A 14445-nucleotide genomic window follows, 5' to 3' on the forward strand; every position below is an offset into this window, starting at 1 on the left:
GCATTGCGGATCGGTGCGTCCCGATTCCAAAATACCCGTCACGCTGACACTCCTACGCAAACGCGCCCACCCGATGCGGTCTCGCACAGGAGCGCGGTAAGTTTTGGCGCAGATCGGGTTCTGGAAGAATGCGGCAACCTGCGCGCCTGTACATCCGCCCACCACGGGCGGATTATGCCAAAAGGCTGCAGCATACGTCGTCTGGGACGTCACCGAGGGCGCCGTCACTTCCCGACTCGCCTGCACCTGACAGCCGGCAGTCCGACATCGCATGAATGGCACGGAAGAATAGCCTCGCTCGCAATTTCGGCGGGGTCAGCCCGCTCGAGGGTCGGGTCGCAGGCAAATCGTGGGCGAACAAAGGTGGACTGCCGCGTCGCAGGAGTAGGGATCGGTGACGAATATCCACACCAATACTGCCAGGGCTTCCTCGGCGGTGTCCGCATGCACTCAGATCCGCCCGTTCGGCTGTCCGTCACTCGGCGTGGCCAGGTTGGTCACCTGTCAGGGCGTGGACGGTGCCGGCCATCCCGGTTGGGGTTGCCGTCTATGTCGAGGTGGGTGAGGATTCGGACAATGCAGGCGGGGTTGGCCGGCCACCGGCCGCCGATGGTTTCGACGAGGCCGCGATCACGGTGGCGGCTTTCGACAGTGCATCCTTCTCTGTCCAGTCGATGTGGACGGATTCGATGTGGTCGAAGTGGAATCCGAACTGGCACTCATAGTGCATGCCTCCTCGGTTTTGCGGGAAGTTCAAAGCCGGAATTCGCCGAGACCGCACAGGCCCGATCGGATAGTGGACCAGGACGCCGCGGACGCCGCGCTCGCCCGCGTGCGGGCCACCCTCGACATCGAGGACTTCGCCGACCGCGATCTCGTGATCGAGGCGGCGCCGGAGATCGAGTCGCTCAAGGTCGACATCTTCCAGAAGCTCGACAAGATCGTGAAGCCGTCGGGCATCCTGGCGTCCAACACGTCGTCGATCCCGCTGATCAAGATGGCCAACGCCACCCAGCGGCCCGGTCAGGTCGTGGGTGTCCACTCCTTCAACCCGGTGCCGGTGATGCCACTGGTGGAGATCGTGGTCAGCCTGGTCACGTCGGAGGAGACCGTCACCGCGGTCACCGACTACGCGAAGAACACTCTGCGCAAGAAGACGGTGCGGGCCGGTGACCGCGCGGGCTTCATCGTCAACGCCCTACTCATTCCGTACCTCACGTCGGCGGTCCGGATGCTCGAGTCCGGGTACGCCACCGCCGAGGACATCGACGAGGCCATGAAGGGCGGCTGCGGCTACCCGATGGGTCAGCTGACGCTGATCGACACCGTCGGCCTCGACATCACCCTCGCCGCGGCGGGCTTTCGCCGTTCTTGACGGCGTAGCCCATGTAGGAGATGGCGGTGCTCTTGATCTGCCCGAAGTCCAGCCGGCGGCTCAACTCCCCGTAACTGAGCCGTGGTCCACCGGCCCGGGTGAGGTCGAGCAGCCGGAGCGGATTCTTCGACCGCGGCCCGAGGCCGACGACCTCGCCGAGCCGCAGACCGTGCCGGTCCAGGACCGGCGTCAGCTCGGCCGGACGGATACACATCGACCAGTCGTGGATGGGAGTGTCGAACATCCGGGTCATCCGCCACTCCTGCATCATCTTGATCGCAACGAGCTTGCTGAAGACCGTGCGGTTGATGGTGTCGAACAGGTACAGGCCCCCGGTTTCAGCGCCCGCGCGGACTCGGCGATCACCGCGCCGAGATCCGACACGTGTTCGAGGACATCGCAGCAGTAGACGACGTCGAACGCGGCATCCGGCACCGGCAGCCGTTCACCGGACCCGATCCGGTACTCGATGTCGAGTGCCGAGCCGGCGGCGTGGCGGCGCGCGGTCTCGACCGACACCGGGGACGGGTCGACGCCGAGCACACGAAACCCGATGTGGGTGAACTCCTCCGCGAGGAACCCGCCGCCCGAACCGACGTCGAGGGCGCGGAGTCCGCGACAGTCGCGGCCGACTGTCGCGCCGAGCACCGTGCGGAAGTAGGCGAATCGCGCCGGCGTCAGACTTCCGTGCAGCAGGTTGAGCGGGTTGTCCTCCTCCCACCACGACTCCCCCGCACGGTTGTAGACGTCGTTGTCGATGACCAAGCGGACCACCCCTTCTCTGCCGAGATCACGGCGACGACGTCCAGCCTTCCCCTGCGCGTCGGTCACTTCAAGGCCGATGACCGTACGCGATGCTCAGCTCAGGGGATGACCTTCAGGATCATCGCACGTGTGCCTGGTGCTGGGCGGGTTCTGTATTTCAGTCCCGCCGCCGGTGCCTCCCTCGCGGCGACCGTCGCGGTCGCTCGAGCCGACGGTCGAGTGAAGGATGCGTGATCCTACTGGTCGACTGCAGTTGCCCTCCATGCTGCTCGATAGCCGTTGCCTGGACCGTCAGCAGTCCGGTCGGTGTCGGACCACGATGTTCGGTGAACGCCGTCGAACATGACGTAGACGTCCACCGTCGAGTCGCAGTAAAGGCACAGGCGCCACACACCGGCTGCCTCGAGTGTCGTCCGTTCGGCTGGGGTGACTGTGCTGCCGTGGGCGGTGTGAACGTGCACACTTACTTTGGGCTTTTTGACGTGGCCCCGTTCATGATCGTCGCCCGCTACCCACGCCCACGGCGAAGCCGTGCCTGGTGACGCCGCCAGCGTTCCATGCGGGCCGCACCCTCAGCCTCCAGGCGTTGCTGGGTTCGACGTTTACGCAGGGCGACGGTGACCCGGACGGCGGCGGTCCGCTGGCGCAGGGCGCAGGCGCGGGTGGCGGCGGCCTCGTCATCGAGCAGGTGGGCGGCGGCACGGTCCACGGTGACCAGCATCTTCTCGTACGCCAGCCGCAGCGGTGTCCGCTGATCGAGGTGCGCCATCCCGACATCCTCGACCAGTTGCAGAGGGAATCGCACCGCCTCGTACTCGGCACGCAGAACGGCCATGGGAAGTGTGCCCGACCTCACTGCTTAGACCTTACTCCGTGAGCGAAACAGCGCTATTGACACGCGAGTGCGGAGAAACCATCCAGCCAATCGGACCCCACGCGTGAAGCCGTCGCAGGGCTACCCGATCGAGGGTTCGCCCTTCCCATCCCGCGCCTGCCGAGCGGCGTAGTCGCGGATCGCCGACCGGCAGTCAACGCGTCGTCCCCGACACGTCGACCATCGCCAGGCTTGCAACCCCGATCCACCCGCGACTGCGTCGATCCCGGCGGATCCTGCGCCTGCGAGATGATCAAGCCGTGGGGCCGCCCGCGGATTTTCCTCGGAAGAGGTTCCGGAAGAATCTCGTGACGGCGTGAATCTTCTCCTTCGTCAGGTCAATGGCCCTGCGAAACGATTCATTGTCGCCGGTGGGCATCACGATCTCCGTTGGTCGGGGGTAGGCAACCATGTCCGACACAGTGTGACCCCGGAACCCGAGCCTCCACATCCGAATCCGGGAAACCGACAGAGTCTGCGGCGGATCCCACTACGCGCCCTGGTGTGTGTACGGTACGCCCGACGTCCGAGCACATCTGCATGGCGAGATCAGCAACTGGATGGTGGTGACCGTTGGAGAAGACCGGCGACGTTGTCGACACGCTGGTCAGCCCCAAACGGCTCCCGTGATCCCGTCGTCAGTCTGGTCTTGGAATTCGAGGACGGGGTGGTCACCAACCTGTCTGTGGAAGAGGCCCGCCAGCTCGCGACCGAACTGCTGCGGTGCGCCGACGTCATCGACCCGTAGGACACCCCGATTCGTCGACCCCGATTCCGGCTTCCCTCCGATCGCTGGCCCGGGGTCGCTCTCTTCTGCCCGCCACCCATCGGCAGTAGTGTCGAACGTGGGTCGGCCCTCCCTGGAGGTAGGTGGGGCCGCCCCCTTGCAGGACCTTCCGAGGGGCGGAGGTGGTGTCAATCAGCGGACCGGATGAAAGAACCTTCTCATCTGTGTATTCACCACGTCGACCTCGACAATGGGGCGCACACTTCTATCGGGGTCGACTGGTGTGTATGCGGGCCAGGTGCGAAGGGGTTACCGCACGGGAAAGGTGGTTTCGTTGACCCACGACGAACTTCGACAGTGGGTGGCCCAGCATGCACACCTGGACATGTCGCGCGCGAGTCCGGAGCAGTTGGCCAAGCTGGAGAAGATCACTGCGGCATTCGAGGCTCGGTACGTCCGGGGGTTGCTGGCACTTCCCGACTACCGGCCTCCCGTCGGTTGATCCACAAGTTTCACAGGCTGTGAAAGCCCGCAGATGATTGATTCCTTGAGATGATTGATTCCTTGGTCGGCTTCAGTGGTCGTAGGAGGTCAGCGAGCGTTTCGCGGGCTGTTGCCCGTCACTGAAGATGCAGATGATCGCGTCGCTGTAAATGCAGACCGCTTCGGACTGTTTTCGAGGTTTTCGGGCATGGTGACGGCGTCGTCGTCACGTTGAAGGCGCGGTCTGCATATTGACGGCTGGATGCGGGCATGCGGATACCCCGCGGGACCGGTTTTCAGCCGCCGCGGGGTGGTGCGAGGAGACGTCCACGGGTGTACATCCCCATCAGAGTCCATGGCAGGTCCTCGAACCCGAACCGTTCACGGGCGTGGAAGGCCGCGGCGGCCAGCATTGTCAGTGTGTGCTGCAGCGGATTGCGGGTGTTGCGGATGTGGCTGAACGCGTCGGCCGCGTACGTGGCGAGGCGCTCACAGCCCTTGGGTGTACATCCAGTGCAGGTGCTCGGGCGGGACCCGTCGCAACCATCGGCGAACGGTCGATTCAGGCCGGTCCAGACGTTCCGTGATGCGCCGGTATCCGAGCCCATTGGCCTTGTGCACCAACGCCGTTCCGATGACCTCGGTGGTGTCGGCACGGCGCACCTGCAGCGCTGTCGGCAACAGCACCTGGGTCTTGCTGCAGCCGGCGCAACGTACCCGGACAGGACGGGCGGTCACGGTGCTGGTGCCGAGCCCGCGACGGTGCGGATGCGGCCGAATCCCGATCTGCGCAGGACGTCGCCACATTCCGGGCACGCCATCGCACCGGATGCCAGGTGCTCCTCGGCGTCTTCGGCGCGCAGAACGACGATCACAGGGGAAGGCTCCATTCATAGTTCTTCAGTCTTGACTAAGCACAGGGCCGGAGCACCAGCGGCCAATTGGTGTTGGGCGGTGAGACTGTCACCGCCGCCGTCACCTTCGATGCAGACGACGAGCCTGATCAACACTGTGCCGACGTGCAGATCGCGGTATCTGGCGGTGAGCCGGGACGTCTCCGTAGTCTGCACGCTGACGGTGCAGAGGAAGTGAACTCAACCGAAGAGCTCTTCAGAAAGCTCGTTGACGGAACACCCCTGATTCGTCTGCATACACGGCGACCGTCAACACTTGGACACGTTCCGAGGCAACGTAACCGGCGCCTTCGGTACCCTACGTGGTAGGAACCTCCGCGACCCCGGTTCCCGCCAGTGCGCCTCGGTAGGCCTTGCGGATCACGACCCTGGTCAATTTCGGACCTTCGTCTGGCTCGTCGTAGGGAACCTCATCCCAGCTGTCGATGTCGAACTCGGCCTCGACTGTTCGTTACGTTGTGGTGTCAGCCATGCACGAAGAATGCCAGACCGGATTGACAAACCTGTGACGGCACTGCAGATCGGCTTTCGCCGACGACTTCCCGTGCCGGACATCTCGCACCGCTCCCTGGAGCGATTGACCCAGCAAGGAGTGCGTCATTCCGACGCGGTGTCGGGCAGAACAGCGAACGCGCGGTCGCCGGCCGGCTTTCCGCCCTGGGCGAACCCGTGGTGGTGGTGTGGGGCGACCGCGACGTGATCGCCCGACCGAGTCCAACGTCGCGCAGTTCACCGAGGCGGCATCGTCGGCCAGGGTGCGCCCGTGTGGGTGTCTGCCGACGGGACCGGCGCGCACCGTCAATGAGGACGGCAGCCCGCATGTGACTGCGGTCGGGGCCCTCTGGGTTGAGGGCACGGTCTGGTTCCAGACAGGCGTCGGGCGGGACCTCGTTGAACAGGAGCCAGAACCGGCCGACCTCTCCAACTGTCGGACGTGGAATCTGTCCGTCCTGGATCGCGGTGTCCGTCGCGAGCACCCGCAAGCGCCGACGCGGGCGCCACACCTGATCGTCGGCTGTCATCGGTTTGCTCACCACCACAGGCCATAGGCGAAGTCCATAGACGCAGTGTTCCGCCACCCACCGCCGATCAGACTGGAATCTCGGTCAGGGATCGGGTGCGCCCGCTGGTTTACCGCCGACCGTGTCGGTTTTGGTAGATGCGCTCCCGCGAATCGTTGCCGGCAAGTGTCCGCCGCGAATATGTGATTCACGGAGGGCGGGGTGCCCGTACTGCGATGGACCCTGTCGTGAGCGAGAACTCTGGATCAGCAGGACTCGACGTCCGGCCGGTGCACGGTCGGGCGAACACCCCGCGGTGAGGGACGCGATGCGATCCGGACGCCCTGCCCTCGTGGCCGCGGATGGTCGTCGCCGCCCTCCTCGGCGTCGCACTCTTCGCCGCAACCCAGGACGGATCGAATTCAGTGCGGTCGCAACCGTGGGCGGCCGGCTCCTGTCCGCGGTGGTCTTTACCTGTCCCGCCACCCGGTGGCGGTGGTATCGCGGACGCAGCACCGCGAGTACGCCGTCGAGAAGCCGGCCAAGTCGGTGCGCCCTCCGGTGGGAGGACGAAGCGAAGATCCGCGGTCTGGCCGACCCGGTGCCGGTGCCGGTGCCGGTGCCGGTGCCGGTGCCGGTGCGCTGGACACTCACCGGGCATGACGTGTCCGACCACCCCACCACATCTTCCAGGGCCTCGGCTACCACCATCTCACGACCACCAAGATCACCACACAGGTCACAGCCACCTGGAACCGCTACGTCGCAGGGCGGTCACCGTCGGGGTGGACACCACCAACAACCCGCGACAGCGGATTACGCGAGCCCAGCAGTAACCCCTGGACAGGACAGCATTGTGTGGTTCCCGTCACATTTGACGAAGTCGGTGGCGTGTCCGCTTGCGTCGGGCCGTGAAGCGACACTCGCCGCATCCGGGATGCCGTCGCGCCGGTCCCCGCACCCACTCGCCGGCCCGGCAAACGTCGAGGTCACCGCCGGTTTCCTCAGCCTTGGGCGGCGCTGCTCGACGGGGTCCCCGGGACGGTGATCCCGGTGTCGCCTTTGTCCGTGATGGCCGCTCTAGGCCCCTGACGTGGGCGTATTCAAGCAAGATCATATTTAGATATCGATTAGGTCACGATTGTGCGGTCGATACCGTTTTGTTACTTTCCTTTTCGACGGGGGTCCGAGGCCGCGAATCTCACGAGCGCGGGCCAGCCAACGAAGACGAGGTAAGACACCGTGGCGAAACACCGCAGGACGGCACATCCTTCAAATTCCATCACCAGCCGCGTGAAAATCGCGACCGTCGCCGCGGCGACCGGTGCCATCCTGATCGGCGGCGCGCAGTTCGGCGCCGGGTCCGCGGCCGCCCGCCCGCTCGAGATCCCACCGGGCCTGCTGCCCGCCGGTGTTCAGCTGCCCGCGATCGAGCTGCCCGACCTCCCGGCCGCCCCGCCCGCACCCGGCACGCCCGGACCGGTCAATCCGGGCAGCCCCGCTCCGCTCAAGGTCCGCGCCGTGCAGCCGGTGTCCGGCACGCTGTCCTCCGGCTACGGCCCCCGATGGGGCGCACACCACGGCGGCATCGACATCGCGGCCCCGATCGGCACCCCGATCCAGTCCGCGGCCGACGGTGAGGTCATCTCCGCGGGCCCGGCCTCCGGGTTCGGGTTGTGGGTGCGGGTGCGCCACGACGACGGCGCCGTCACCGTGTACGGCCACATCAACGAGTTCATCGTCAACGTCGGCCAGCGGGTCGCGGCGGGTCAGCAGATCGCCACCGTCGGCAACCGTGGTCAGTCGACCGGTCCGCACCTGCACTTCGAGGTCTCTGACGCAGGCGGCAACCGGCTCAACCCGAGCCAGTGGCTGCGCGACCGCGGCGTCTCGGTGACCTGGGGAACCGACTAGAACTCGCCCCGGCGGTAGTCAGTTCCACACGATGCCGCCGCGCCGTCGCCGCACTGCCCCGAATGGGCATTGCAGGACAACCGATTTCGTTCGATGCGGTCGCACGGGAAAGCCCGGGTTCCACGTTCCTGGCTCTACGAACAGCCCGACATTTTTTTCGCGGCGTGTCGGGGGTGCTCCCGATGATGACTGCGACCCGTTGTCCACCGAGGACGATGGCGAGGGCCTCGCGTAGCTGTCGGTTTTCGGACGTCGTGGCACCGAGACCGAGACTGTCGGGTGCTGTTCACGAGTGATCGGCGGGAGCTACACACGATCGAGAGTCGCCTGCGTGAGCACGGAATCGCCGCGCTGCCCGGCCGAACATCGGCGCTTTACCAGCTCGTGCTGCAAACGACCGTCGCTGACCTGTGTGGACACGTAGTAGCCAGTGTCGACGACGCGGGGCGCCAGCATGGCCTGTTCCGTGATCTACCCGCTGGACTATGGCTACCTGATAGCGCCCACAGCAGCCCGGCCTCGCGGGAGCCCCGGGCTGCTGTGCGAGGTTGTCAGCGTGGCGCGGGTGTGGTGGAGTGGTCGTCGCCGACCAGATCAGGTTGCATGGTGTAGCCACCATCAGCGCGGTGTTACGGAGCATCGGACCGTGGGCACCCCAATGACGTGGCGCACCAATGCCTCACCGTGACCGTCGCGCAGGGGCCCGAGGACCGGGACCAGATCCGTGGCATCCACAGCCACAAGGTCGGTGATCATGGGTATATCGGCAGTATCGGGTGTCGAAAAGCAACTCCGGTCACAGCAGGGCGACCACTGCGCCTGCGATATGAAAGCAGCAGCTACAGTGCACGAAAAGTTCCCTCGGGTGTGCGCTCTCTCATGACTCGCCCCGGTCGACAATGTCGAGCTGGACGCGGTTGCGGTGGCTGATTTCCCACCGGCCGGCTTCGAGGTCGTGAAGGAGGTCGCGGCACCGCTTATCGGTGCTCACGTCCGCGCTTTGCCCGTTGACCGGGCCGCGGATTCCGTTCCGCCAGTCGATGACCGTGTAGACGAAGTCACCTGTGGTGGCGAAGTCGCGTTGGCGGGTGCAGATGACGAAGTGCTCCGAGATTGCGCGGACGGTGTAGGGGCGGTTGGGTTCGATGCCGAAGCGGATCCGGGCGCCGGGGTCGAGTGGGAGCGGGGTGGTCGGTGATCCCTTGGCGTTCATCAGTGTCACCGCGCACCCCCGAACGCGAGCCGGTCTTTGGAGAGTGCCGTCCGCTGACTGTCCGCGAGCGTGTCGCGGTCGAAGGCGCCGCGGCCCAACCCTTCTGGCCGGAGCCCGACGTGAAAGCGGTCGCCGTCCTGGTCTTGGTGTGGGCAGGGGTAGATCGACAGGCCCTGACGCTTTTCGTGATGGGTGCGTGCTGCGCGGGCATCCTTACGCGTGAAGTAGGTGCGTTTGTCGCAGTGCGGGCAGGTCACCCAACAGGAGGTGGGGCGGTGTACTCGAGCGGCCAATTTTCCGGTGCTCCTATTCGACTTCGGACGCGGTCGGTTCGTCAGACGGCGCGGGTGATCTGCAGGTTCAGCCAATCCGAGACCCACTCGATGGCGCTGCGGCCGGCGTTGTCGACGACCAGGTTCTGGTAGCTCTGGTGTGCACCGGAGGCGAAGAAGCTGGCCGCGTTCAGTCCCTCGCCGACTACCGCGGCGAGATCCTCGGCCCCCTGCGAGCGCGCCATCGTCGACACCGACCCGGCGAGTCCTGCGAGGTCGAGGGTCTGCGCCTGCGTGGTGATCGCGTTGCCCACGGGATTGGCCTGCTTGCCGAGCAGCGCGGGGTCGGTCTTGCTGGCTTTGCCGGTGAGCATGTTCGCGGCCACCGAGGCGAGGTCGAGGCCGAGTGGGATCAACGCCGTGGTCTGTGCCGCAGCACCGACCGGGTCGGGCAGTACCCCGGGCGGGGGAAAGAGCTTGTCCGCGGCGGCCCACGCAATTTCCTGGGCTCGACCGGCGATGTTGGCCAGCTTGATCACGTCGACGTTGCCGAGGATGCTGGTGACCAACGCTGCGATCTGGGTGTAACCGGACGGGTCCGGGATGACCGCGAGGATCTGGGAGATCCACTTCAAGTCGACACCGGCGGCCATCTTCACCACCGGCTCGAACTGCACGTTCAGCTCTCGGGCGGTATCGCGGGCGGCGCGGACATCGCCGGCGGCGATCTTCTGCGGGAGCACGATCAGGTTGTTCAGGATCTTCGGAATATCGAGGGCAGTGACGCCGGTGACGACGTTCAGTGCCTGATCGACGACGACCTTCGGTTTGAGGACCGACAGCACGCTCGACGCGGAGGAGAGGGCATCTGCCGGGGTGGCGGCGACGGGCGCAATCTGGCTTCCGAGTAATGCGGCTGTGCCCGAGAGTTGAGAGATTTCGGGTGCGGTGGCGGGCAGGGTGGTGGTGCCATTTTTCGCGAGTTTGGCTGCGGTGTTCGCGATCGTGGCCACCGAGTCGAGGGCACCAGTCAGGTCCGCGTGGCTGGCTGTGGTGAGGACCTGTGCGGCCGCGTTTTCCGGTGTGCCCACTGGGGCTGCGGCCAAGCTACTAGTGGCAGCGGTGTTCGCGGCCCCGGACTGCAGCAGGTCGACCAGTGGGCTGAGTGTCTTGCTCAGCGAGGTCGCGGTGTCGGCGATCTGGTTCACATCCACCGTCCCGCCGGTGTCGGTGCCGGACAGTTGCTTTCCGAGCGCGTCGACAGTCAATCCGAGACCGGGCAGGTCGGCGTCGGTGAAATCCGAAGTCAGCGCGGTCGCGACCGCCGCGTTACCCCCACCCGCGCCGGCACCGGCACCGGTGTTGCCGGGCGTCTTCGACAGGATCGACCCGAGCGATCCGAGGAACGGGTTGGCGCCCTTGCGGATCGAGCAGTACAAGTCTTTCGGATCGCAGATCGAGGCGACCCGCCCCGACAGTTTGCCCATGCCCTGCGACCGGGGACCGGCGATCCCCTCCCCCGACGTCGTCGGTCCGACCGTTGCGGCGCCCTTCGTGCCGGCACCCGGGTCGGCGAGCAAGGCCACACCGAGGACCCGGCCCGCATCGACCGGCCCCTGATTATTTCCGATCGCCGACGCGAGATCGCCTGCAGCGTCCGCACCCTGGGAGTAGCCGGTGATCGTGATCTTCGCGCCCCGACACTTGTCGGCGTAGGACGTCAACACGGCGGTGGCCTTGCTGACCGCGTCGGTCCTGCTGTCGGCGTAGGTGTGGCCGTTGTCGAACGCGGACGCCATGTACGGCAGCATGTACATCTGCGCGCGGGCGCCGTTCTGTGCCTCGATCGCCGCCGCGACCGGGGCCAGCATGCCCACCGGCCGGGTCGGGTCGGCGTTCTCGTTGGTCTCCCACGTGCCGGGGATAAACAAGTTGAACGTCGCCGCACAGTTGGTCGGGGCGGCGTTGGCGATCGCGGGTGCGGTAAGAGCGACGCCGACGACGACGGTCGCAGTGGCGATCAGTGCGACCGTGCGACGGGTTCTCGAACGTCTGGCGGGCATTGGCACCTCGATTGCCGGAAGGGACACTGATGCCTACATTCACCCATTTCGGCGTTTCCCCTCAACGGGGTGTCGGGGTGCCCCCGCTCCCTTTTTAGGGCGCTGACCGGCGAGAATGGGCCGGAGTCGGGTGTTTTCACCTGCGATCCGACAAGGGCCACCCGACCCATGACACGTCAAGGACTGACCTGGAGAACCGGCACGTCCCCGTCAGATCAGATCCAGTCGATGTGGACGGAGTCGATGTGATCGAAGTGGAATCCGAACTGGTCGCTGTACTTGTCGAAGCCCTTGTTCTCCGGGTAGTCGAGGGTGGCGTGCCGCTCCAGCAGCGCCACGACCCGGGCGTGATCGTCATTGGCCAGTGCGGCGGCCAGTTCGCGGGACTCCTCAGTGGTGAAGGGTGTGTCGGAGTTCGCGAAATCCAGGGTCCGGACCCGGTAGTCGTATCCCTCGTCGGCGCCGTTGCGGACCATGACACCACCCTTGACCCGGATCACGGCTTTCTTTGGGGTTCCGTCGGGGCGCAACACCCCGGCCCGTTTCATGATGTCCTCGGCCTTGACGTTCTTGAGTTTCTTGCTGGCGTCGGCACGCAACTCGTTCGTTTCCCCGGACCGGTACCGGGAGACGGCGGAGCGGGACCGGCCGATCTTCGCCGCCACCGCGTCGATGCCGCCGAGGCGTTCGATCGCGGCACGGCGTTGCGCTCGCTCGAGGACGTCGGCGTGCGGGATGCGGCCTTGCTGGGCCCATCGGCGCAACGTGCGCGCCGATGGGGGTGTGCGGCCGGCATCGATCGCCGCCTGACGCAGGCCCTCGTTGCCGAGCTCCTTACGCAGTTGTTTGACGGAGACCTTGCTGGTCAGCCCCGCCAGTCCCCCACTTTTGACCTGCTTCGACTTCTCTACACCGCTGGTCGCGGCGTTGGCAACGGAGACCTTGAGGCCGTCGAGGCCGACCGCCTCCTGTGCGGGCTTCTTGGTGCGCGGCTTCGGAAGATGCAGGGCCATCAGAGCACCCCCTCCCCTTCGTCGTCGGTGTCCTCGTTGTCGGCGAAGGCCGCCTTGATCGCGAGGTTCACATCGTGCACGTCCTGCGCCGACGTGAAGGCGGTCAGGAGTGTGTCGGCGAGGACCACGTCCTTCTCCACCGACATCTTCCCCAGCGCCTCGCTCGGGTCGGCGATGTCCTCACCGCCTGAGAGCAGGTACACCCACGAGTCGGTGACGGTACGGACCGGCCAGCGGCCGTGCTCGCGGGCGATCCGCATCGCGACGCGGCGGCCGCGCCACCGGCAGTGCGCGATGATCGCCGCACGCCACACAGGCTGGTGGTGATGTTGCATCTGCTTCGCAGTCCACATGTCCGGGTTCACCATCCGCCCGATGTAGCCCTTGTAGCAGGTGCCGAGGAACCGTTTCGTCGCGTCGTCCTCAGTGTCCACCGCAGCCTTCCGCGCCTCGCGCAGGATCTTCGCCCACTTGTCCAGCGCCCGGCCCTGCTGTGGGTAGACCCAGGCCTCGGTGATGTCGAGGTCGTCGAGATCGGCGCCGATCCCTCCGTCCGCCACTGGTGAGCACAGCCCGTCGAGGCTGACCGTGGTCACCCAGGTCTGTACCGGTTGGTCCGCGAGCATGTGCGGGTGCGGCAACGGGAGTTTCTCGGGCAGCGACAGTGCCTGTCCGGGCGGCAGGGTGATTCGCCACAGCCCGAACGGGGCCCCCTTCTCCCCCACCGCCGCGGCAGCCGCCGCCCCGCCGGTCAGGTGTGTGGGTTGCCCGTAGCCGAATTCGAGCATGCCGGCCGAGGCCAGGTAGGCGGCTCGTTGGTCGATCGACACCAACCGGCTCACACCGTCCACATCCTGCGCGTCGGGGACGCGGGTCCAGCCGACGGCCGGTTCGAGGTCTCCCCGCGGCCCGCCGTCCAAGGGTGGGACCGAACCAGGTGTGGTGACGACGATGCCTTTCCCCGATCGGGTGCGTTCACGCTTGATCTTGTCGACGAGGGCGGCGCCGGTCCGCGCGGGCGTCGGCCCCGGGAGCACCCCGAGATGCTGGGCGCACCACGCCAACCGGCGACCGAGTTCACGTGCCGCCGGCAGGTCGTCGTCCGGGAGATACGTTCCGGCCGTCGGCGAGCCGAGGATGCCCATGTCACCGACCCGGTTGTGCCAACCGAAGTCCTTGTTCCAGTACGTCCACACGTATGGTTCGATCACCACATCGACCATCGAGGTGAAGTTCCCGATCGAGCGGGACAGGTGCACCACGTGCCCGGGATCGCCGCGCAATTCCCAGCCCGCGTTCAGCATCGGGGTCAGGGTGGCGTGCAGGACCGCGGTCAGTTCCTGGGCGGCGCGGTTGCGGAGGGCTTCCATGTCGTCGACGTCGTCTTCGCTGCCCGGGTCGATGATCCACCCGAGCAGCTCGCACGCGGCCTGTCCGACGACCCAGATCTGTGCGGGGGCGCCCAACGGTGTCAGCGAGGCCCAGCGGATCAGTTTGTCCAGCTTCTCGACCGAATCGACGGGACCGGTCAACTCCCGCCCGGAGGGTGTGTAGGTCCCGTCGGCGGTCACGATAAGCGCATGCTCGTCCGCCTCGGCACCTACCGGCAGCGACTCCCATGGCGGTCGGCTGTCTGGTGTCGTGTCGTCAGCGGTGGACTCGTCGGGCTCCGGCTCGTCCGGCCCGGCCGATGACACCGCATCAGATTCAGCGAGGGGTTCCCCTGGATCATCATTACTGTCGCGGCCGGGATTTTCAGGTGCTTGCGGATCGAGAGGTGAAGTCTCCGATGACAATTCGAACAGCGCGAACTGCTCGGGTCCACCGCTCA

At 66.1% G+C, this 14445-nt stretch carries 10 protein-coding genes and 4 pseudogenes; 4 read left to right on the forward strand and 10 right to left on the reverse strand.

The genetic code is table 11. The features are described from left to right. Nucleotides 1–753 precede the first annotated feature (753 nt). Nucleotides 754–1357 (forward strand): annotated as a pseudogene (locus tag GFS60_RS37820) (3-hydroxyacyl-CoA dehydrogenase NAD-binding domain-containing protein); the annotation flags it as partial. Here the strand turns inward: GFS60_RS37820 and ubiG are convergent. Continuing rightward, nucleotides 1341–2149, reverse strand: a pseudogene (gene ubiG / locus GFS60_RS37825) (bifunctional 2-polyprenyl-6-hydroxyphenol methylase/3-demethylubiquinol 3-O-methyltransferase UbiG). The pseudogenes GFS60_RS37820 and ubiG sit on opposite strands and share 17 nt — an antisense overlap. A 499-nt stretch (nt 2150–2648) precedes the next feature. Further along, the gene (locus GFS60_RS37830; protein ID WP_236603758.1) at nt 2649–2996 is read right to left on the reverse strand and encodes a hypothetical protein; all 348 of its coding nucleotides are present in this window, start codon (nt 2994–2996) and stop codon (nt 2649–2651) included. 1079 nt (nt 2997–4075) lie between these two features. On the opposite strand from GFS60_RS37830, the gene GFS60_RS38890 reads away from it, so the two are divergent. Next, nucleotides 4076–4243 (forward strand): hypothetical protein, encoded by a 168-nt coding sequence (locus GFS60_RS38890; RefSeq protein ID WP_201453728.1) that lies wholly within the window; start codon nt 4076–4078, stop codon nt 4241–4243. A 470-nt stretch (nt 4244–4713) separates the two neighbouring features. Here GFS60_RS38890 and GFS60_RS39820 read toward each other — a convergent pair whose 3' ends face one another. From GFS60_RS39820 to GFS60_RS37840, 3 genes and pseudogenes are all read right to left on the reverse strand, one after another. After that, a complete protein-coding gene (locus GFS60_RS39820; protein WP_236603759.1) occupies nt 4714–4911 on the reverse strand; it encodes a helix-turn-helix domain-containing protein in 198 nt (65 codons plus the stop codon). A gap of 47 nt (nt 4912–4958) precedes the next feature. Further along, entirely contained in the window at nt 4959–5114 is a 156-nt protein-coding gene (locus GFS60_RS39825) for a hypothetical protein (RefSeq protein ID WP_236603760.1), read from the reverse strand. 322 nt (nt 5115–5436) lie between these two features. Beyond that, a pseudogene (locus GFS60_RS37840) lies at nt 5437–5568 on the reverse strand (DUF3224 domain-containing protein); the annotation flags it as partial. Nucleotides 5569–5932: 364 nt separating this feature from the next. Between GFS60_RS37840 and GFS60_RS40635 the strand changes: the two are divergent. Both GFS60_RS40635 and GFS60_RS37845 read left to right on the forward strand, forming a co-directional pair. Continuing rightward, a pseudogene (locus GFS60_RS40635) lies at nt 5933–6019 on the forward strand (pyridoxamine 5'-phosphate oxidase family protein); the annotation flags it as partial. A gap of 1362 nt (nt 6020–7381) precedes the next feature. Continuing rightward, the gene (locus GFS60_RS37845) at nt 7382–8053 is read left to right on the forward strand and encodes a M23 family metallopeptidase (protein WP_159929810.1); all 672 of its coding nucleotides are present in this window, start codon (nt 7382–7384) and stop codon (nt 8051–8053) included. 877 nt (nt 8054–8930) lie between these two features. Here GFS60_RS37845 and GFS60_RS37850 read toward each other — a convergent pair. The 5 genes from GFS60_RS37850 to GFS60_RS37870 all read right to left on the reverse strand — a co-directional run bounded on the left by GFS60_RS37850 (nt 8931) and on the right by GFS60_RS37870 (nt 14311). Then, on the reverse strand, nt 8931–9266 hold the full coding sequence (locus tag GFS60_RS37850; RefSeq protein WP_236603761.1) for a hypothetical protein: 336 nt from the start codon (nt 9264–9266) through the stop codon (nt 8931–8933). A gap of 5 nt (nt 9267–9271) precedes the next feature. Continuing rightward, nucleotides 9272–9559, reverse strand: a complete 288-nt coding sequence (locus GFS60_RS37855) for a hypothetical protein (protein ID WP_236603762.1) — start codon at nt 9557–9559, stop codon at nt 9272–9274. Between the two features lie 41 nt (nt 9560–9600). Further along, nucleotides 9601–11601, reverse strand: coding sequence for a cutinase family protein (locus tag GFS60_RS37860; RefSeq protein WP_159929814.1), 2001 nt, complete (start codon nt 11599–11601; stop codon nt 9601–9603). A gap of 215 nt (nt 11602–11816) precedes the next feature. Continuing rightward, nucleotides 11817–12614, reverse strand: a complete 798-nt coding sequence (locus GFS60_RS37865; RefSeq protein WP_159929816.1) for a hypothetical protein — start codon at nt 12612–12614, stop codon at nt 11817–11819. Next, nucleotides 12614–14311: a hypothetical protein gene (locus GFS60_RS37870; RefSeq protein ID WP_442972246.1), complete on the reverse strand. Its 1698-nt coding sequence runs from the start codon at nt 14309–14311 to the stop codon at nt 12614–12616. Before GFS60_RS37870 ends, GFS60_RS37865 begins: the two co-directional genes overlap by 1 nt. Nucleotides 14312–14445: the final 134 nt, after the last annotated feature.

It is taken from the genome of Rhodococcus sp. WAY2, from assembly GCF_009859915.1.
GTDB lineage: Bacteria > Actinomycetota > Actinomycetes > Mycobacteriales > Mycobacteriaceae > Rhodococcus_F > Rhodococcus_F oxybenzonivorans.